Raw genomic sequence first — 20,037 nt, 5'->3', positions numbered from 1 at the left:
GAGTGAATCTGCACGAAAAGTGAATTTGACCAATTTCACCGCCGCTTACTACGATAAAAAAAAAGAAGAATAGTAAAAAAAGATATATTAATATGAAAATCAGATATAAAGTCCTGTTACATAGATAGATGTAATCGTTTTAGCAATTTCTTCAACAGAATGATGATGTTCCTTACGAACTATTTCCCATAAATACATTTCATTTGTAAAAAACCAGCTTCGTGCGACGATCTCATGATTTAATTCTGCTCTAGCCAATCTGTTTTGTTGTACATAGGCTATGTCCAGTGAAATTCGCTGAATAAATTTTTCCCGAATTGTTTTCCATTTATCAGATACTAAAGAAGAGATCCCAATTGCCTGTTCAAAGACCTGCATCATGTCTTGTTCGGCTTCTGCCATTAATAAAAAAGATTTGGCTTGGTTGTAAATGATTTCCTCAGCTTCTTGTTTTAGTTTTGGCCGAAAGGAGGTCTCTGCGATTTTATAAAATCGCTTCATGACATCCTCCATTAATACGATTAAAAGATCTTCTTTTCCTTCAAAATGAACATAGGCGGTTCCGTATCCAATGTTTGCTTTTTTAATCATTTGTGAGATTGTCGCTTTTTGGAACCCTTCCTCGAGAAAAACCTCTCTGGCAGCTTCTAATAATTTTTGCCTAGTTATTATCGATCGTAAATGTCGTTTATCCTCTACATGATCTTGCTTCATCTTTATTCCTCCACACACTCATCTCATTAACTTTAGAATATAGGTATTATTCAAAAAAATAAAGGGATGTAATAAAAACTAAACGTTCTTTCAAAAAATAATATTGACATAGTGTCATATTCATTCGATAATATTACTGACATGATGTCAATATTATTATGAAAGCGTTTTAAAAACGATCTTATTCATTGTAAAGGGGAGAATCATGATGCTAGAAGGTTTAGATTACGCGAAAGAATTGGATAAGGAAGATACCCTTAGACATTTTCGAGAAGAGTTTTATCTAAAGCCTGGAACCATTTATATGGACGGGAACTCATTAGGACTTCTTTCGAAAAGAGCGGAAAAGACTCTATTAGAATCCTTAGAGGATTGGAAAGAATATGGGATTGATGGCTGGACAAGAGGGAAACATCCATGGTTCTTTATGGCAGAAGAGTTAGGTAAGAAGCTCGCACCGTTAGTTGGAGCCTCGGCTGAAGAAGTAATGGTCACGGGTTCTACAACCGTTAATCTTCATCAGCTGGTATCTACGTTTTATAAACCGGAAGGACTGCGCACGAAAATTCTAGCAGATGAACTAACATTTCCAACCGATATTTATGCACTTCAAAGCCAGGTACGCATCCACGGGTATGTTCCCGATACACATCTCATTCGTGTGAAAAGCCGTGATGGCCGCTTTTTAGAAGAGGATGACATTATTGAAGCAATGAACGATGACATTGCTCTGATCATCTTGCCTACTGTCCTTTACCGCAGCGGTCAAATTTTAGATATAAAACGATTAACGACTGAAGCACATAATAGAGGTATCTTAATCGGGTTTGATGCATGCCATTCGGTTGGATCGATTCCCCATTCTTTTAGTGAGTGGGATGTTGATTTTGCTTTTTGGTGTAATTATAAACATTTAAATGGGGGGCCTGGTGGTGTTGGAGGCTTATTTGTAAACCGAAAACATTTTGGAAAAATTCCTGGCTTGGCAGGATGGTTTGGTTCAAAAAAAGAGAAACAGTTTGATATGGAGCATACATTCACATCTGCTGATTCAGCAGCAGCATTCCAATTGGGAACTCCTCATATTTTAAGTGCTGCTCCCTTGATAGGTTCATTAGAAATTTTTACAGAAGCAGGCATTGAAAATATCCGTCAAAAGTCTCTTAAACTAAATCAATATTTAATAGATTTAGTTAATAGTGAGCTTAAGGACATGGGATTTTTCATTGGAACACCAAGAGAAGACATACGGCGGGGCGGGCATATAAGCCTTGAACATGAGGAAGCAGCACGAATTTGTAAGTCATTAAAAGAAAACGGTATCATTCCAGATTTCAGAGCCCCGAATATCATTCGACTTGCACCTGTTGCCCTTTATACTTCCTATGAGGAAGTTTGGTCAGTGGTACAAATACTTAAAAGTATTATGAAGGATAAGCAATATGAAAAATTTGAAAATGAACGCGAAATCGTAGCCTAAAAAGGGGGATTTATATGGAGGACAAAAATGCTCAAGAAAAGGGATTGAAGCGAGCTTTAAAAACAAATCAGCTTACGATGATTGCAATGGGGTGTGCCATAGGAACAGGCCTTTTTCTGGGCAGTGGTATGGCCATTAGTACGGCAGGACCTGGTGTCATACTCAGTTATGGAATTGGTGCATTGATTGTCCTACTCTTAATGGGCTGTTTATCGGAAATGACGGTAGCTCACCCTACTTCCGGTTCTTTTGGCACAATTGCTGAAAAATATATCAGTCCGTTTACAGGCTATCTCGTGCGATATTCTTATTGGATTGCAAACGTTCTTGCTGTGGGAGTAGAGGTAAGTGCCATTGCTGTTTATATGAAGTATTGGTTTCCACATGTGCCTGGAATCGTTTGGATCGTCCTATTTTCGGCAGTCCTCATTTATATAAATGCCACAAGTGTAAATGCTTTTGGGACTTTTGAATATTGGTTCTCCATGATTAAAATAAGTGCAATCATTGGTTTTATCCTACTTGGAGCCTATGTTTTTTTCGGAGGCCATGCAGAACCGAATATGGGGCCAAAAAACTTAGTTAATGACGGGGGTTTTTTACCGTTCGGCTGGTGGGGAATGTGGGTGGCTATTTTTATTTCTCTTTTTAGCTTTTTAGGAACAGAATTGATAGCGGTTACAGCGGGTGAAGCGAAAGACCCGGATGTTGCCGTGCCAAAAGCATTAAAGGCAACACTTTTCCGTTTATCAATCTTTTATATCTTGACTATTGGCATCATGTTAATGATTGTTCCTTGGAGATCAGCAGGAGTGGAAGAAAGTCCATTTGTGAAAGTAATAGAGCTATTAAATATTCCTGGTGCATCAGGAATCATGAATTTTGTTATTTTAACTGCTGCCTTATCATCTATGAACAGTCAATTGTATGCTTCTACTCGAATGATGTTTTCACTTTCCCAAGGAAATCAAGCACCAGCCGTGTTTGGGAAATTAAGCAAAAAAGGTGTTCCTCTTGGGGCACTGGCCATTTCTACTCTAGGAATTTTTCTTGCTGCTCTGGTAAATGCATTATTACCGGAATCATCTTATGCATTTATGATGGGAATTTCTATGTTCGGTGCTATTTTCACCTGGTTTATGGTTTTTGTATCACACTTGTTTTTTAGAAGAAAGTGGGAGAAGTCAGGTGGCAGAAAATTACCTGTTAAAATGCTTGGTTATCCATATTTAACGATAGCAGGAGCAGTACTTCTCCTGAGTTTAATGATCACTACCTGGTTTACTGGTTTTAAAATCATGCTGCAATTCGGTATCCCATGGTTACTGTGTTTAACTGCTGTCTATCCTATTTTAAAAAAAAGAACGATTAATCAAATTCCAAACAATGAAATAAAAGAGAATATAAACTAAACAGCTTAATGGTAAGGTTGCTTATTTTTCGGCAAATTAATTGAAAAGAATGGGGCGCGGGTCATATGAATACACATGAAAAAGGTACAAACTCAAACCTAGAGGGAAGCATTCAAACAAATTTCCAAGAAGCAATGTCATACGGGGATTACCTTCATCTCGATAAGATTTTGTCCAGTCAACATCGTTTATCTGGTCACCATGACGAAATGTTATTTATCATTATTCATCAGGCTAGTGAATTATGGATGAAATTAATTATACATGAATTGACAGCAGCAATTGAGTGTATAAGCCGAAACGATTTGGAACCGTCATTTAAAATTCTATCGCGTGTTTCAAGAATTCAACAGCAATTGATTCAGTCGTGGAGTGTTCTTTCTACTTTGACACCTTCAGAGTACTTGGAGTTTAGGGATAAGCTGGGTCAATCATCAGGATTCCAGTCTTATCAGAACAGGTTGATTGAATTTGCATTGGGTAACAAAAATGTCCACACATTAGCAGTCTATCAACATCAAACAAAGCTTTATGAACAAATGCAGGAAGCACTAAATAAACCAAGTATTTATGATGCTGCCATCAAGGCCCTTGCTGCGCGTGGAATACATGTCGATCCAGAGGTGCTTAATCGAGATGTATCAAAAAATTATGAACCAAATGACAGTGTGGAAAAAGGATGGCTGACAGTTTACCGTAATGTTGGGCAATATTGGGACCTATATGAGTTGGCAGAGAAGTTGATTGATATCGGAAATCAGCAGTTATTATGGCGTTTTAATCATATGAGTACGGTGGAAAGAATAATTGGTCACAAGCAAGGAACAGGCGGATCCTCAGGTGTCAGCTATTTAAAAAGAGCTCTGGATCAGCACTTTTTCCCGGAATTGTGGAGTTTAAGAACGAAACTATAATAGAGTAGCCTATTCATTCATGAAAACAGCAAAGTAACGGAATAGATAGAAGAGAGGGAGGTAGTTTGCATGAGTGATTGGATTGATATTTCACAACGACTGGATGAAAAGGTCGCAGTCTGGCCAGGTGATACTCCTTTCTCCTATAAACTAGCGTGGAATAAAGAAGAGAGTGGCTCGGTCAATGTAGGGCAAATCATCATGAGTACCCATACTGGCACACATATAGATGCCCCTTTTCATTTTGATGATGATGGGAAGAAAGTGATCGATCTCGATGTGAATTTATACATTGGCAGGTCTCGGGTGATTCATTTGCCCAATAAGTCATCAATCGGAGTTAAAGAATTATCTGATTTCGAGTTAACAGGGATCACTCGTTTGTTAATCAGGACAGATGCATGGAATGATCGGCGGTATTTCCCAGCTGTTATCCCTAGGATTGAACCCGAATCAGCGTCGTATTTATCAAAATTTGGAGTCCGCCTGATTGGACTCGACTTGCCGTCAGTCGACCCCATCGATAGTAAAGAGCTTTCGGCACACCATGAACTCGCCAATCATGGAATCCATATACTTGAAGGCTTGGTGTTGGACCACATCACTCCAGGCGACTATGAATTAGCAGCCCTCCCGCTTCCACTGGCTAAAGCTGATGGGAGTCCGGTCCGTGCAGTGGTGCGGAAAATTTAGTAGATTGACAGTTTACCCAATACCTTAAAAAATACGCCTCCTGAACAATACATGCATATTGTACAGGAGGTTTTTATCAATAGTGTAGATGCCCGAGTTTCCACGACTGAACAGAAGTTTTGACCAGCAACATAGACTTTAGAAGAAATAGGTCTGCGAAAGGATAATGAAGGAGGACTTATGTTTGGAAGAACTGCGGTATTCATGGAGCCCGTACTTAAAATGGGGGGATAAACAAGAATTACAGGAAAATACATTCGTATATCACCAGGGAGAGACAGGAAAAGGTTGTTTTTATTTGGAAAAGGGAGGAGTGAAAATAACGCTTCTTTCCCCTCAAGGGGTGGAACGTACCGTTAATTACGTCCCTGAGGGAATGTTATTTGGAGAACATGGAGTTAAAAAAGAACCCTACTTAACATCTGCTATTACTACTTGTACATCAGTCATCTACTATTTCTCCGATGATCAACTGTTAAGAATTTGCAGGGAGTATCCTGAGGCAGCACGTACCTTTTCAAATTCATTAATCTATAAATTTAGGATACTTGCAGATATGTTTTCTTTTCTATGCTGCCCTGTCGAACAACAAATGGCGCATTATTTATTAAAGGTTGTCAGCGAAACCGGATCCTTTTCGCTCGATCAAACATCATTTGCTCGGTATATAGGTACCTCGAGAATCACAGTAAACAAAATTTTGAACAAATGGAAAAGCCAAAAATTAATACAAATCACACAACGTTCCATTTGCATCCTCGATGTTGACGAGTTAATAAACATCCAAAACACCGGCGAAAAAGACCTATCAAACGTGAAAACATTTTAATACATCTTAATTGCTAATGGAGGGGTGACAGGATTCGTGTCATAGAACGAAATGGAGCGCCTGCACGGAGGAATATTTAGGGGAGAAAGGAGCAAAGATTGCTCCTTTTTTTTATTTCTGCTAATCAAGAAGCTTTTTTAAGACATCCGGTTTTTTTATGATTAAATTTTTCTCATGGTATTCGATTACATTTTCTTCCTTCCATTGTTTAAGCAGCTTATAAATGGTCACTCTGTTTAAGCCAGTAGATTTTACAAGATCCTGTTGTGATAACGGCACTTCTTTATTTTTAAAATCGTAACAGATATTTAAAAGAATGCGTGCGAGTTGTTGATTGGGTAATAAGGTATCCAAGTAAATTTTATCAGCAAGAATATGCATTTTATGTATGACGGTTCGGATAAACGTGTTAAATAATGATGGATGATGAATCATCAGTTTCTCAAATCTTTCAAAAGAGAAATAATAGAGGATGGAATCCTTGATCGCTGTCGCGGTAGTAAAATGGGACTTCTGATCCATTCCTTGCAGACCTAAAATCTGGCCTGGTACGGCAATGTTTAACAAACGGTCATTTCCACTAATCGTGGTGGTTGTTACGTTTATTAACCCTTTCTGAAGATAATAAAATCCATCCTCTAAAGTACCTTGTCTGTAAATAATCGCTTTTTCTTTGAAAAAATGCCTCGTGCCGAATTGCAAAATAGGATCCCACTTAATATCATGGTCAAACAAGATAGACATTGTACCATCTCCTTCATCAAACGATCTTCCAAAGTCTCTTAGAAATTATGATTCTATTTTTCAAATGGGTCTAACATGATAAAAGAATAATATTCATCCGCCTTAATTGCAACCGTTTACAAATAATTTTTAAAAAAGACGGATTTATGTTTATGAGTTAACAGTAGTTGAAAGTAATTAAATAGTAAAATCAAAAATGTAGATTACAAATGAAGCGCTTCCAACACATGCACTTCTAGGAAAAATAGAAGGAGACAATTATGAAAAAGGAAGCCTCTATAATTTGATTATGAAATTTTAAAGGAGGATTTAAATGGGAATTCGTACAGGAGCACAGTATATCGAAGGTGTAAAATCCCGAAACCCAGAGGTTTGGTTAGCGGGGAGAAAAATTACAAATGTATATGAGGAACCGGTATTTCAAGAGCCGATTCATCAAATCGCCAAACTATATGATTTGCAGCATGATCCGAAGGTACAAGAGAAAATTACCCACGTTTGCAGAGAAACAGGAGAAAGAGTCTCAAATGCTTTCTTGGTACCGAAAAGTTATCAAGATCTCGAAGCCCGGAGACAAACGTTTGAAGAGTTTGCGAAAACTACCTATGGATTAATGGGCAGGACACCTGATTTCTTAAATGTAGTTGTCACGTCTATGGCGAGTAACTCGGACTTTTTGGATAAATACAATCCTGAGTGGGGAAAAAATATTCGCCGTTACTATCAGTATATTCGTGATCATGACTTATTTTTAACTCATGCCATTATCAACCCACAAAATGACCGCAGCAAAGCTTCTCACGAGCAGCAGGACATGTACACACATTTAGGTGCAGTCGAAGAGACAGCTGAGGGCTTAATCGTAAGAGGTGCCAAAATGCTTGCGACTCTTTCACCGATTACGGATGAAGTGATTGTCTATTCCTTCCCAGGCTTTAAGCCAGGCGATGAGCGCTATGCCTTAGCATTTGCCATACCGATTGACGCTGCGGGATTAAGAATTATCTGCCGTGAAGCTATGCAGGATGGAAAGCGCTCTGTTTATGACCATCCGCTCGCGTCCAGATTCGAAGAAATGGATGCTGTCCTTGTGTTTAATGATGTCCTCGTACCATGGGATCGTGTTTTTCTTTATAACAATGTGGAGGCAGCAAATCTGCTTTATCCGAAAACAGGAATTGCCCAACAGCCGGCCCACCAATCTGGAGTTAGGGGACTAATCAAGCTTCAATTTGCAACGGAAGTAGCTTGTAAAATAGCTGATTCCATTGGAGTAGATGTATTTCTGAATGTGCAAAATGATTTAGGTGAATTAGTCCAAGCGGTTGAAACGATTCGTGCATTGTTGAAGGTTGCAGAATATGAACATGAAGTAACGGCTACTGGTGAGGTGATGCCGGCCTATGCACCGCTTGAAACGATTCGAGGGTTACTTCCAACCATGTACCCTCGTGCGATTGAGGTGATGCAAATCATAGGGGCAGGCGGATTGCTTATGTCACCAACGGATGCCGACTTCGAGAATCCTGAATTAAGAGCAGATTTGGATCGTTATTATGTAGGAAGAGATGGTGTATCTTCGGAGTATCGTGTTCATTTGTTTAAATTGGCTTGGGATTTATGTGGAGAGGCATTTGGCCAGCGGCTCCTTCAATATGAACGCTATTATACAGGAGACCCAATACGCAAGCGGGCGATTTTCTACAACAGCTTTAAGCGTAAGGACTCATTTGAGCTAGTAGAAGATGCATTAAAAATATATGATGCAAAGAAAGAAATTTTAAATGCTTAAAAAAATGAAGGAAAAGGTCGGGGAGGTGCGGAAAATGAGAACGCTGAGAAATGGACGTTTGGATTTGCCGGAATCGGTCATAGCGATTGGTGCCTTTGACGGGGTACATAAAGGCCATCAAGAAGTGATAAAAACAGCTGTGGAAAAGGCCAAGTCTTCCAAAGCTGCCAGTGTTGTTTATACCTTTGATCCCCCTCCACGAAATTTCTTTCAGGGCGTACAGATTCTGACGACGATTGAGGAGAAAGTAGAAAGGATCGAGAGAATGGGTGTTGACTATGTCATTGTTGCCCGTTTTAATGAATGGTTTTCAAACCGGCGGCCCAATGAATTTATACATGAATTAAAAAGACTTCACCCGAATGAAATCATGATTGGTGCTGATTTCCGGTTTGGAAAAAATAGAGAGGGGAATGTTGCCCTTTTAAAAAAATATTTTCCCATACATGTGACGGCCCCGGTTTGTTGCAAAAGCGGGGAGCTCATCTCATCCACTAGAATTCGCCAGTTGTTATCCGAGGGGGATTTTCAAACATCGTATGCATTACTGGGCTGGTAGAGTGGGGTTAAATAAAAGGCGGCATTCTGATATTGGAGGTTTTTATATGAAACTGCTAGGTATTTCAGGCACAATCATCGGTGCCAAGACAAGTATTGTCGTCCAAAAGGTGCTGGAGGAAGCGAAGAAGCACCAACAGGACCTTGAAGTGGAGCTGTTGGATTTAAGAAATTATGAGATCCAGTTTTGTGATGGACGCCATCCTTCCAACTACAATGAAGATACAAAGAAGGCTCTGGACATCATTCATTCTGCCGATTTTTATATTATCGGTACGCCAATATTCCAGGGATCCCTTTCAGGACCGCTTAAAAATTTATTTGATTTAATCAATCCGAATGATCTCCGTCATAAAGTAATGGGTTTCATCGCGACAGGCGGGACCTACCAGCACTTCCTTGTCATTGAAAATCAATTGAAGCCGATTGCTGGGTTTTTCCGTGCCTTTGTGGCACCTGGCTATGTGTATGTGAATAACGATCATTTTAATCGAGAAAATGAAATTATCGATACAGATGTACGATACAGAATCACCTCGTTAGCACATGAAGTCGTTTTTATGCAAAATGCATTAAAATCAACAGAAAATCAGCCGACATCTGTTTAATAGATGGTTAGATCGAATGCATGAGAACAATAGAAAAGAAAAGGAGACTAGCAATATGTCAAATTCTTTAAAATCTATCAATCTTTGGAAATTCATTGAAGAGAATAAGGAACAACTTAAGCCGCCGGTAAATAATAAGGTCGTTTGGAAGGATTCCGAATTAATGTTCATGGTGCTTGGTGGTCCTAACAAACGCCGTGATTTTCACGTCGACCCATCTGAAGAGATCTTCTATCAATTAAATGGCGATTGCTACGTTGAAATTATCAATGCAGAGGGGAAAAGGGAAGTCATCACAGTAAAAGAAGGCGAAGTATTCCACCTTCCGCCAAATGTTCCCCATTCACCGCACCGAGTGGCAGAAACAATCGGCATCGTCATCGAGCGTGACAGAGCTAAAGGTGAATTAGAGCATTTCGTGTGGTTCTGTGATCAATGTGACCATGAGATGCACCGAGTAACTGTCCAATTATCGAATATTGAAATTCAAGTTAAAGAAGCGATTAATGGGTTTAATGGAAGCCTTGAGCTCCGTACTTGTAAGAATTGCGGCCATGTGATGCCGGAAGAAGCGAGTGAATGGAAATGCGAGTAGACTTTCATACCCATATTATTCCAGAAAATCTACCGGATTTTGCAAAAAGATACCAAAATGATAAGTGGCCGATCCTCCAGCCTACCTGTTCATGCGGCGCCAATATTATGATTGCCGGTAAGGTTTTTCGGGAAGTGACAGACCAAGTTTGGAGCCCGGAGAAGCGATTAAGTGATATGGAAAATGAAAACGTTGACATCCAAGTGTTATCGCCCATTCCTGTCACGTTTTCCTATTGGGCACCGATTGAAGAAGCATTAGCAATGGCCCAATTGCAAAATGATTTTATCGCTGAAACAGTTGAACAAAATCCAAACAAGTTTATCGGCCTGGGTACGGTTCCGCTTCAAGATGTGAAGACAGCCATTCGTGAAATGGACCGCTGTATTCACGAGTTGGGATTAAAGGGGATTGAAATTGGCACAAACATAAATGGGAAAAATCTTGATGATGAATCACTCATCGACTTTTTCGAAATGTGTGAGAAATGGAATGTCCCGCTTTTTGTTCATCCATGGGAGACGCTTGGAAGGGACCGGTTGTCCAATCATAACTTAATGTATACGGTTGGAATGCCGAGTGAAACGGCTTTAGCAGCCGGATGTTTAATCCTTGGCGGTATCATGGAGAAATTTCCTGGTTTGAAAATTTGCTTTTCTCATGGCGGCGGATCCTTACCATTAATTCTTCCCCGCCTTGATCATGGCTGGAATGTATGGCCGCATTTGCGACTAACGGAGCATCCTCCTAGTTTTTATGCGAAGAAATTTTACTATGATTCTATTGTAAATGATTCTGTGAACATCAAATTTTTAGTTGAAAAATTTGGAAGCAGTCAAATTATGTTAGGGTCTGATTATCCATTTTTACTAAGGGAAACCCCTCCCGGTAAGATTATCGATGACACTTTATTGTTAACCGGGGAACAGAAACGTGCCATGCTCGGGGAAAATGCGTTGCGATTCCTAAATGTTCCGGTAAGTACATTCGTCAAGTAAGGAAGGAGCTAGGTAGATGACAGAAAAACAGATCACGCCGGAAGAGAGATTAGTAGAGCTCGGATTACAACTGCCGCCTCTTCGTAAAGCCGCCGGTAATTATGTCAGCTGCGTTCGAACAGGAGATCTTCTTTTTACATCAGGTCAAGGAACAGATGAGTACCGGGGCAAGCTTGGTGACGACGTAACAGTTGAATACGGATACGATGCGGCAAGACAGTGCATGCTTAATCTTTTATCCGTTGTAAAACATGAGATAGGAGATCTTAGTAAAGTAAAACGAGTGGTCAAGATTCTCGGATTTGTCCATTCAGCTCCCGATTTTACGGACCAGCCGAAAGTGATGAACGGCTCTTCTGATTTGTTGATGCAAGTTTTTGGTGAAAAAGGAAAACACGGGAGATCTGCGGTCGGAATGGCGCAGCTTCCTAACAATAATGCTGTAGAGGTTGAGATGATTTTAGAAATTGAGGATGGTGAAACTAGATGAACAAAACAGTTGAAAAAGAAATAAAGATTCAAGCTTCGAAACTATTTATTAACGGGGAATATGTCGACTCGATTTCCGGAAAGAGTTTTGACACGTTTAATCCTGCCACCAATCAAAAGTTGACGACGGTCGCCAGTGCGAATGAAGAGGATGTGGAAAGAGCGATTTCTGTTGCACAACGAACATTTGAAAGCGGTATTTGGAGTAAAATGCCTGTTGAAGAGCGATCAAAGATTCTTTGCAAGATGTCGGATCTCGTCATGGAGCGTGTGGATGAACTGGCCCTTATCGAAACATTGGACGTGGGAAAGCCCATAAAAGAAAGCAGGGATTTTGATATTCCACGGGCAGCATCTAATTTACGCTTTTTTGCAGAAATGGCTAAGTACGTGAACCACGAGCATTTCGATCAATCCAAGCATATGAGCTATACAAAATATGCTCCAGCAGGTGTGACCAGCCTAATCATTCCTTGGAATCTGCCATTCATGCAAATGACATGGAAAGCTTCTGCGGCCTTGGCAGCGGGAAATACCGTGATTGTTAAACCGGCATCCTATACGCCGTTAAGTGCTGTAATGTTGGGAGAAATTGCTAACGATGCCGGACTTCCACCAGGCGTCCTTAATATTTTGACCGGATCGGGAAGTACGGTAGGTACAGCGATGACCACCAATCCATATGTTCGAAGAATTTCGTTTGTCGGTGAGAGCTCAACAGGAAAAACAGTGATGAGAAATGCTTCAGATAACTTGATTCCTGTTTCATTAGAATTAGGGGGGAAATCAGCGAATATTGTGTTTGAAGATGCCGACCTTGATGAAGCAGTAGCAGGTTCGATTGAGGCCATCTACCGCAATCAAGGGGAGATTTGTTTAGCAGGCTCCAGGGTCTTAGTCCAGGAATCCGTCTATGATCAATTTCTTGAAAAATTTGTAGCAGCAGTTAAGAAAATTAAAGTAGGTGATCCGCTGGATGAAAATACAGATATGGGTGCGCTTATTTCCAAAAGTCATTTAGCTACAGTAGATAATTATGTGCAAATTGGTATTTCCGAAGGTGCGAAGCTTGCAGTTGGAGGGAAACGTGTGGAAGGATTACAACAAGGTAATTTTTACGAGCCAACCGTTCTCTATGATGTGGATAATAAAATGCGGGTCGCACAGGAAGAGATTTTTGGACCTGTATTGGTTGTCATACCTTTTAAAACGGAAGAGGATGCTGTACGAATTGCCAATGATTCCATTTATGGTTTGGCAGGTGTGGTATGGTCAAATGACTTAAGACGTGCACACCGTGTTGCTGAACAAATCGATTCAGGTTTGTTCTGGATCAACTGCTGGTACCATCGGGATTTAAGGACGCCATTTGGAGGATCCAAGGCAAGTGGAATTGGCAGAGAAGGCGGACGTCATAGCTTTGAATTTTATACGGAAGCTAAAACAATTACGATGAAATTATAAGAAACAATACCCAAAGGTGGCTTATGGGCCACCTTTTACGTACGTAGGAAGGGCACGATAAGAAGGACAGGAGCTGGTCAAATGAGATTACAAGAAGAAATTGTGGATGAATTACTGAATGCGGAAAGAACTCAACGCCCGGCAGCCCCGTTAACAGAGCGTTTTCCTGAATTGAATGTTAAAGATGCCTATCAAATTCAGCTTGAAATGATTGAGAGAAAGAAGGCTAAAGGGAGTAAAGTGATTGGTAAAAAGGTTGGTCTTACGAGCGTTGCTATGCAGCAAATACTTGGGGTCGATGAACCGGATTATGGCCACCTTTTAGATGAAATGAAAATGGCTGATAATGAAATAGTAAAAATAAGTGAGTTTATAAGCCCCAAAGTCGAGGCGGAAATTGGCTTTATTTTGGAAAAAGACATTGCAGGCCCTAATGTCACCTATATCGATGTTTTGATGGCAACGAAATATGTTGTGCCAACCATTGAGATTATTGACAGCAGGATTGCTGATTGGAACATTAAATTAGTGGATACGGTTGCTGATAACGGTTCATCCGCTAGGGTTGTAGTCGGGAATAAGTTTAGCACAGTGGAAGGTTTGGATTTGCGCAGCCTTGGGATGGCTTTACATAAAAATGAAGAGCTCGTGGCAACGGGTTCTGGAGCAGCAGTACTTGGACATCCGGCACAGGCGGTAGCATGGCTGGCAAATAAATTGTATGAGTTTGGTATTCATTTAAGAGCAGGAGAGTTAATCCTTCCTGGCGCTCTCTCGGCTGCGGTTGCCATATCCCCCGGTGATAAGATTTCGGCTCATTTTGGCCCATTGGGCAAAGTTTCAGTCATTCTTTCGTAAAGGCATATTATTTTATGAACATGAAAAATTGGAGGGCTATCATGAGTTCATTACAAGAAATTGACCAAGAAATCGTTGCTTATTTGTTAGAAGCGGAGAGGGAAAAGCGTGAAGTCGAAAAAATTACTACTAAGTATCCTCATCTTACATTCAAGGAAGCTTATGAATTACAAAAACAATTAATTGAGAAAAAAGAAGAACAGGGCGGGCGCCGGATCGGTGTGAAACTAGGATTAACAAGTAAAGCAAAACAGGAAATGATGGGTGTTCATGAGGCTATTTACGGTTATTTAATGGTTGACATGCTTTCGCCGGAATGGGAACCAATCCAATTTGAGCAGCTCATTCATCCGAAGGCAGAACCTGAAATTGCGTTCCTGATTGATGAGGATATCCAAGGAACCTCCGTTACAGCTGAAGATATTTTGCGCGTAACAAAATATGTTGCGCCAGCGATAGAGATTATCGACAGCCGTTATTTAGATTTCAAATTTACATTAGTTGACGTAGTAGCTGATAACTGTTCGTCTGCAAAATTCATTTTAGGGAATAAATGGGTATCTCCGAAGGGCCTTAATCTTGCAGAAATTGGTATGTACTTGGCAAAAAATTCAGAGGTGGCAACTGTAGGCACAAGTGCAGCTGTCTTAGGCGATCCTGCAGCAGCCGTTGCCTGGGTCGTCAACAAACTAGGTGAAACAGGCCAAGGTCTTAAAAAAGGTGACATCGTCCTAAGCGGTGCCATTACCGAAGCTATCAGTTTCCAACCAGGCGACACCATTATTGCCCAATTCGCCGACCTTGGCAGCGTATCATTCACTTGCAAATAGGTAGTTTGTTAGATTGTAATTTTGAAGTAATGGCCACTTTTCTTTTCATGGCACACATAGATCCTTAAATAGGATGACAGCCTACTTATGATACATTTCCATGATGGAAATATTAATATAATAAGCCGATTTACAAACCGTTACACAACAGGTGTTAACAAGCACCAACCCTTTTTTTCCTCATATACATAAAAGAATGAATGATGAAAGAAAGGGGGGGATGCATTGTATCCAAATGATCCTTACCAGCCTAACTATCCATATTATTATGACTACAGACAAGGACTATTTCAAAAAATTCTTGCTTGTTATCAGCAAAATAGATGGATCAGATTGTCTTTCCGAGATGGAACAACTGCCGAAGGTTTTATAAGAACCTATGACCTTTCAAGGGGAGTATTAATTTATGCGCCGATGCAAAAGTATACGGTTTCGTGTGAAGGGATAAGGGTGGATTCTCTGCAAAAAGCACAGAACTGCATTGGCAAAAGAGCAACTTTGACACTTTCAAACAATATTAGCCTGACTTTTACCATAGAAGGTGTGGACCAATCTCAAAATATTGGTGGATGGCTTAACCTAAATGAACTGATGTCGGTATCTGGTCAGGTAGTGGACGCGAGTTGTATTTAGTTGGGATGATGATCAGCATAAAAAGAGGGCGATGACAGCCAGAGGTGTCATCGTCCTCTTTGCAGTAGATGAGGAAGTGACATCATGTCTTTTCAAGAAGGTGTATTGACAACTTTGTATGGAAAGGTACCAATAATTAGTATTCAATGAAAGAAAGGATTTTCACTTTTTTACATAGAATATATTATTTATATAAAAGACAGGAGGGAAGAGAACAAATTATCTAGGCCGTAAAAAAATTAGATTCTTAACTTCAGTTTTTTAATCGATAAGTTTTTGATCTGACTGTATGTCCTCAGTGAATAACCGCATATAGCAACCTGTTTTAATTTTTATAATTGAAAACGTTTTCACTAAACTTCTAGTCTACTAACAAAATGGGAGGGTGAAATAGATGTTAGATTTTCTGGTTGGCTTTGTAAGAGGTATTGCGGCGATGAGCCCAATCTGGTTTGTTCTGTTTTTAATATTCTCCAATGTGGGAAAAACAAAAGTTGAATCTGTTAGGCTTCAAAAATATCCACCAGAAAAAGATAAAACGCATCTTTCCTGACACAATTTGAGATGTACGCTGAAAAACGGTGAAGCAGGTAAATTCAACGATTAAAATTTATCGCAACCATATACGCTTTCATTAAAGATGGGATTGCCACGGTGCTCCCATCTTTTTTTCATCCAATTGAACTGCAAAAGGAATAAATGTAATTGGAACTTCTGTTGGTTATGATAATAAAGTTTGTGATGGGGATAATAGTACTGCAATGGTTTATCACTAGTATGTCTAGTTTTCCTAATTTTTTATCCTAACTTTTAAAAAAGAGGAGCAAAAAGATGAGTAAAAAAATATTGACCGCCGTGATGGGGACATTACTAACAATAAGTGTTGCAGGCTGCGGAGATACTCTTAACAATAATCAACTCTATACTCAATCTGATTACAAAATGACTCACGCAAAGCGATCGCTTTCCACACCTTTCGTAGATATGTTCTATGGGTTTAAAATGATGGACAAGTTTATAGCCCATGAAGATTATGATTCAGCAAAAACCCTATCTCGTAACCTTGATGATGAATTTCACGATGCCATCCTGCCTTCGTTAATCGCAAAAAAGGGTAAAACATTTGCAGGTGGTATCGATGCAAAATATGATGAGCTAACCGAGGCCATTTCCCAAAAGAATAAAGCCCAAAGTCGCAAGCTTATCGTGGAAAATCGTAATAATCTCAAAACAATTGCACCGATGTTGGGCGTTTCAGTCCTATCAAGCGAATAATGAAGTTTGAACAAATACATACATCCCAAATAAATTGGAGGAAGTCATATGAAATGGTATATAAAATTAACGATACTGGAAGTTATTGCAGGAGTTCTTTTCATGTTATATGAACTTTTCACGGGTCAACCATGGACAATGGATGGAACTCCTTGGACAATGAATGAAAACTTCCATTTAAACCTTGCACTTGGCTGTTTTGGCGGTGCAGGATATACCTTAATTTTCGGGGCCGTTCTAGGCGCTATCCAACAAAGAAATCATTCGTTCAAAGAATGATTTCTATCCAAACTGCCACAAAGTTGGTGTTGATCTAATCTCATTCATGCAATAAAACTGTTAGTAGAAAGGGGCACAAAATGGAGAGTATTTATTATACAGTTGGCTACTTTGGGTTGTTTGCATTATCGTTGGGATTATCCTCATATATGTTTTATAAATTGATGACTGAATAACAGGCAATAAAAAGGGCTTTGTCAGATTTTTTGACAGAGCCCTTAAACTATTCATTTATTCTTTCATTGCTTTTTTAAAAATAATCGTGGATATAATAAAAGTCACAGCAAATAAACTAAGAATAATGATAAGTCCGTAATTCAACTTGTTCCCCCCTTAAATGAACTAATATTTTCCTTCATGAAACCCCAATTACCATCGTTGAAAACACCCCTAATATATAGAACAAAGAGCAAATAAACGTCCGTTTTGCCCAAAAAAATAGATGATCCTCTTCTTTCCACATTCTAAAAGTGCAATACAGGAGAGCGCTGTTAAAAAGGATGGCACCGGCAAGGTAAATGGTATTAAAGTTCCCATATATGTATAGAACGATGGAACAAACAATTAAAAGGACCATATAGATAAGACTTTGAATTTTGGTTCCACGGGGACCTATAACGACCGGCATCATCGGAATGCCTGCTTTTGTATATTCCTCATTTTTGTATAAGGCAAGCGCCCAGGAGTGAGGCGGTGTCCAAAGAAAAATCACCATAAACATTAACCAGGCTGTTAAATCTAAACTATTTGTGACGGAAGACCAGCCAATTAAAATTGGAAAAGCACCAGCTCCTCCGCCAATGACAATGTTTTGAGGGGTACGTCGTTTTAACCACATCGTATAAATGACAGCATAATAGAAATACCCCGCAGCATTTAAAAAAGCGGTAAGGGGATTGACAAAGAAAAAAGCGATAACCACTGATAATACACCTAATACAAGTCCAAACCTCAAGACAGATGTAGGTTGAATTAAACCCAAGGGAAGGGGACGATTGGCTGTCCGCTCCATGATGAGATCAACATCCCTGTCATACCACATGTTAATCGCCGCTGAACCCCCAGCCGATAATGATGCACTCAAAAGCATGGCCAATGTGACATCCAAAGATGGCATTCCCCTTTGTGCAATAATGGCAGCGCAAAGGGAAGTAAAACTGAGCATAAATAAGATTTTGGGCTTGGTTACTTCTATATATACTGAAATCGTTTGTGTCAAACGTCTTACTAAAGATGGCGGATCCTGATTTATTTTCGGGACAACTGCCATGACTCCTCACTCCTTTGTGTTTACCTTCCATGATCCATTGTAGGTTTACCCGTAGAATCATCGAGTTTCTATTGAACCACAGAATTAAACTCCATAATCCATACGGAACCAAAGACGAGTGTTACCGCGAAAACCAAACCTAAAATTAAGGCCATCGTATTGTATCTTGGTTTGTCGCCCTCACGAATATGCATAAAGAAGAATAGCTGAAGGGCAAATTGCAAAACAGCTGCAATCAAGATACTAACCATCAGCGGTGTTTTTGCCATCATATGATTCAATACCAAAAAGAGTGGAATAATGGTCAGAATAAGCGATAAAATGAAACCAATGACGTAGGCCTTCAAGGATCCTGTATGTTCAGTGTGTTCGTAATTGGTCATTTACATCACCCCCATTAAGTAGACAACGGTAAAGATGAAAATCCAGACGGCGTCCAAAAAGTGCCAGTACAAACTGATAATCGAGATTTTATTTTTCGTTACGGGTGTAATGCCTCTCTGGGAAAGCTGGATGATCAAACCGATCATCCACATGATACCGAATGAAACGTGCGCCCCGTGCAGTCCGACAAGACTGAAGAATGAGGTAAGAAACGCACTTCTGGAAATGGTCGCACCCTCCTCGACCATGTTTGCAAACTCATTGATTTCAAGTCCGACAAACAAGGCACCTAAAAGGACCGTTACAATTAACCAGCGAATAAGGGAATTTTTCTCTCCTTTGTTCATGGCCAACACGGCTAACCCACTTGTAAAGGAACTTATTAAAAGAATAAAGGTTTCAAGGATAAACCCAGTTACATCAAAATCATGAGCTGTAAATCCGCCATCTGTATGATCGCGTAATACAGCAAAAGCACCAAAAAAGGTAGAAAATAATAGACAGTCAGTTACTAGGAAAATCCAAAACCCTAAAACCTTTAATTCCCCCTGGTCATGGCCATGATCATGACCATGGCCAGAGGCTTGCGCAGAAACGCTTTGTGACACCACGTACTACCTCCCTAATGTTTCTTCCATTGATGATTTTTGAATGACAGTGGAACGATTCCTTAAAGCTCTTTCCGTACGTTCAATTTCATCCACTGGAATGTAATAATCCGTATCATATTGGAATGAACGTGCGTAAAGTGAAATGGCAACGCCAATTAATCCTAAAAAGCCCATCCAATGCCATTCGAACGTAAATCCAAATCCGGCTATAAAGAAGAAGCATGACATGATAAAAGGCATACCGGAATTTTTCGGCATATGAATCGGTTCATATTTTGGTGTTTCTTGTTCATATCCTTCTTGTTGCATTTCTTGTTTCTTGTACCACCAGGAGTCACGTCCTTTTACTTCTGGGATGATGGCAAAATTGTATAGAGGCGCTGGTGAAGGAATCGACCATTCTAATGTTCGAGCGTCCCACGGATCACCTGTGACATCACGTTTCCCATATTTAATGCTGTAAAGGATTTGCCAAACTTGGAAGGCAAATGCAACTCCCATTAAGAACGCTCCAACAGATGAAATCAGGTTGAGCGGAGCCCACCCCATATCCCAGCCCTCGGTTTGGTTATAAATATAAATCCGCCGAGTCATCCCCATAAAGCCC

Annotated in this window: 23 protein-coding genes and 1 pseudogene; 18 read left to right on the top strand and 6 right to left on the bottom strand. The window is 39.9% G+C overall.

All coding sequences use genetic code 11. The annotated features are described in order from the left end of the window. Nucleotides 1–99: 99 nt before the first annotated feature. On the bottom strand, nucleotides 100–714 hold the full coding sequence (locus V7266_RS17405) for a TetR/AcrR family transcriptional regulator (protein WP_335469444.1): 615 nt from the start codon (nucleotides 712–714) through the stop codon (nucleotides 100–102). 208 nt (nucleotides 715–922) lie between these two features. Here V7266_RS17405 and kynU point away from each other — a divergent pair, with 208 nt between their 5' ends. The 5 genes from kynU to V7266_RS17380 all read left to right on the top strand — a co-directional run bounded on the left by kynU (nucleotide 923) and on the right by V7266_RS17380 (nucleotide 6,042). After that, nucleotides 923–2,194 (top strand): kynureninase, encoded by a 1,272-nt coding sequence (kynU, locus tag V7266_RS17400; protein ID WP_420491439.1) that lies wholly within the window; start codon nucleotides 923–925, stop codon nucleotides 2,192–2,194. A 14-nt stretch (nucleotides 2,195–2,208) separates the two neighbouring features. Next, nucleotides 2,209–3,606, top strand: coding sequence for an amino acid permease (locus V7266_RS17395; RefSeq protein WP_335469441.1), 1,398 nt, complete (start codon nucleotides 2,209–2,211; stop codon nucleotides 3,604–3,606). A 65-nt stretch (nucleotides 3,607–3,671) separates the two neighbouring features. Continuing rightward, nucleotides 3,672–4,520 (top strand): tryptophan 2,3-dioxygenase, encoded by an 849-nt coding sequence (gene kynA, locus V7266_RS17390; RefSeq protein WP_335469439.1) that lies wholly within the window; start codon nucleotides 3,672–3,674, stop codon nucleotides 4,518–4,520. A 69-nt stretch (nucleotides 4,521–4,589) separates the two neighbouring features. Beyond that, a complete protein-coding gene (kynB, locus tag V7266_RS17385) occupies nucleotides 4,590–5,213 on the top strand; it encodes an arylformamidase (protein ID WP_335469437.1) in 624 nt (207 codons plus the stop codon). 184 nt (nucleotides 5,214–5,397) lie between these two features. Continuing rightward, nucleotides 5,398–6,042, top strand: coding sequence for a Crp/Fnr family transcriptional regulator (locus V7266_RS17380; RefSeq protein ID WP_335469436.1), 645 nt, complete (start codon nucleotides 5,398–5,400; stop codon nucleotides 6,040–6,042). 120 nt (nucleotides 6,043–6,162) lie between these two features. Here the strand turns inward: V7266_RS17380 and V7266_RS17375 are convergent, their stop codons facing one another. Next, a complete protein-coding gene (locus tag V7266_RS17375; protein ID WP_335469434.1) occupies nucleotides 6,163–6,786 on the bottom strand; it encodes a Crp/Fnr family transcriptional regulator in 624 nt (207 codons plus the stop codon). Between the two features lie 313 nt (nucleotides 6,787–7,099). Here V7266_RS17375 and V7266_RS17370 point away from each other — a divergent pair, with 313 nt between their 5' ends. The 13 genes from V7266_RS17370 (at nucleotide 7,100) to V7266_RS17310 (ending at nucleotide 17,165) form a co-directional block, all read left to right on the top strand. Continuing rightward, the gene (locus tag V7266_RS17370; protein WP_335469432.1) at nucleotides 7,100–8,578 is read left to right on the top strand and encodes a 4-hydroxyphenylacetate 3-hydroxylase family protein; all 1,479 of its coding nucleotides are present in this window, start codon (nucleotides 7,100–7,102) and stop codon (nucleotides 8,576–8,578) included. 34 nt (nucleotides 8,579–8,612) lie between these two features. Further along, the gene (locus V7266_RS17365; RefSeq protein ID WP_335469430.1) at nucleotides 8,613–9,137 is read left to right on the top strand and encodes an FAD synthetase; all 525 of its coding nucleotides are present in this window, start codon (nucleotides 8,613–8,615) and stop codon (nucleotides 9,135–9,137) included. A 46-nt stretch (nucleotides 9,138–9,183) separates the two neighbouring features. Beyond that, nucleotides 9,184–9,744 (top strand): NADPH-dependent FMN reductase, encoded by a 561-nt coding sequence (locus tag V7266_RS17360; protein ID WP_335469429.1) that lies wholly within the window; start codon nucleotides 9,184–9,186, stop codon nucleotides 9,742–9,744. A gap of 55 nt (nucleotides 9,745–9,799) precedes the next feature. After that, a complete protein-coding gene (locus tag V7266_RS17355; RefSeq protein WP_335469428.1) occupies nucleotides 9,800–10,339 on the top strand; it encodes a 3-hydroxyanthranilate 3,4-dioxygenase in 540 nt (179 codons plus the stop codon). After that, nucleotides 10,324–11,337, top strand: a complete 1,014-nt coding sequence (locus V7266_RS17350) for an amidohydrolase family protein (protein ID WP_335469426.1) — start codon at nucleotides 10,324–10,326, stop codon at nucleotides 11,335–11,337. Before V7266_RS17355 ends, V7266_RS17350 begins: the two co-directional genes overlap by 16 nt. A gap of 16 nt (nucleotides 11,338–11,353) precedes the next feature. Beyond that, the gene (locus tag V7266_RS17345) at nucleotides 11,354–11,827 is read left to right on the top strand and encodes a RidA family protein (protein WP_335469424.1); all 474 of its coding nucleotides are present in this window, start codon (nucleotides 11,354–11,356) and stop codon (nucleotides 11,825–11,827) included. Next, on the top strand, nucleotides 11,824–13,290 hold the full coding sequence (locus V7266_RS17340; RefSeq protein ID WP_335469422.1) for an aldehyde dehydrogenase: 1,467 nt from the start codon (nucleotides 11,824–11,826) through the stop codon (nucleotides 13,288–13,290). Before V7266_RS17345 ends, V7266_RS17340 begins: the two co-directional genes overlap by 4 nt. A gap of 81 nt (nucleotides 13,291–13,371) precedes the next feature. Beyond that, nucleotides 13,372–14,148 (top strand): 2-keto-4-pentenoate hydratase, encoded by a 777-nt coding sequence (locus V7266_RS17335; RefSeq protein WP_335469420.1) that lies wholly within the window; start codon nucleotides 13,372–13,374, stop codon nucleotides 14,146–14,148. Between the two features lie 41 nt (nucleotides 14,149–14,189). Further along, the gene (locus V7266_RS17330; RefSeq protein WP_335469419.1) at nucleotides 14,190–14,978 is read left to right on the top strand and encodes a 2-keto-4-pentenoate hydratase; all 789 of its coding nucleotides are present in this window, start codon (nucleotides 14,190–14,192) and stop codon (nucleotides 14,976–14,978) included. Nucleotides 14,979–15,203: 225 nt separating this feature from the next. Next, nucleotides 15,204–15,611, top strand: a complete 408-nt coding sequence (locus tag V7266_RS17325) for a hypothetical protein (protein WP_335469418.1) — start codon at nucleotides 15,204–15,206, stop codon at nucleotides 15,609–15,611. Nucleotides 15,612–16,005: 394 nt separating this feature from the next. Then, nucleotides 16,006–16,164, top strand: a complete 159-nt coding sequence (locus V7266_RS17320) for a hypothetical protein (protein ID WP_335469416.1) — start codon at nucleotides 16,006–16,008, stop codon at nucleotides 16,162–16,164. Nucleotides 16,165–16,442: 278 nt separating this feature from the next. Continuing rightward, nucleotides 16,443–16,886: a hypothetical protein gene (locus V7266_RS17315; protein ID WP_335469414.1), complete on the top strand. Its 444-nt coding sequence runs from the start codon at nucleotides 16,443–16,445 to the stop codon at nucleotides 16,884–16,886. Between the two features lie 48 nt (nucleotides 16,887–16,934). Further along, entirely contained in the window at nucleotides 16,935–17,165 is a 231-nt protein-coding gene (locus V7266_RS17310) for a hypothetical protein (RefSeq protein WP_335469412.1), read from the top strand. Between the two features lie 355 nt (nucleotides 17,166–17,520). Here V7266_RS17310 and V7266_RS17305 read toward each other — a convergent pair whose 3' ends face one another. From V7266_RS17305 to V7266_RS17290, 4 genes and pseudogenes are all read right to left on the bottom strand, one after another. Beyond that, nucleotides 17,521–18,435, bottom strand: coding sequence for a heme o synthase (locus tag V7266_RS17305; protein ID WP_335469411.1), 915 nt, complete (start codon nucleotides 18,433–18,435; stop codon nucleotides 17,521–17,523). Between the two features lie 68 nt (nucleotides 18,436–18,503). Then, nucleotides 18,504–18,818 carry a cytochrome o ubiquinol oxidase subunit IV gene (locus V7266_RS17300; protein ID WP_335469410.1) on the bottom strand — a complete coding sequence of 105 codons (315 nt, stop codon included), beginning with the start codon at nucleotides 18,816–18,818 and terminating at the stop codon, nucleotides 18,504–18,506. Further along, nucleotides 18,819–19,427 (bottom strand): cytochrome (ubi)quinol oxidase subunit III, encoded by a 609-nt coding sequence (locus V7266_RS17295; protein WP_335469409.1) that lies wholly within the window; start codon nucleotides 19,425–19,427, stop codon nucleotides 18,819–18,821. Between the two features lie 6 nt (nucleotides 19,428–19,433). Beyond that, a pseudogene (locus V7266_RS17290) lies at nucleotides 19,434–20,037 on the bottom strand (cytochrome ubiquinol oxidase subunit I); the annotation flags it as partial.

It is taken from the genome of Neobacillus drentensis, assembly GCF_036965645.1.
GTDB lineage: Bacteria > Bacillota > Bacilli > Bacillales > Cytobacillaceae > Neobacillus > Neobacillus drentensis_D.
The sequence above is the reverse complement of the archived record's forward strand: the minus strand, read 5'-3'. Positions and strand labels throughout refer to the sequence as shown.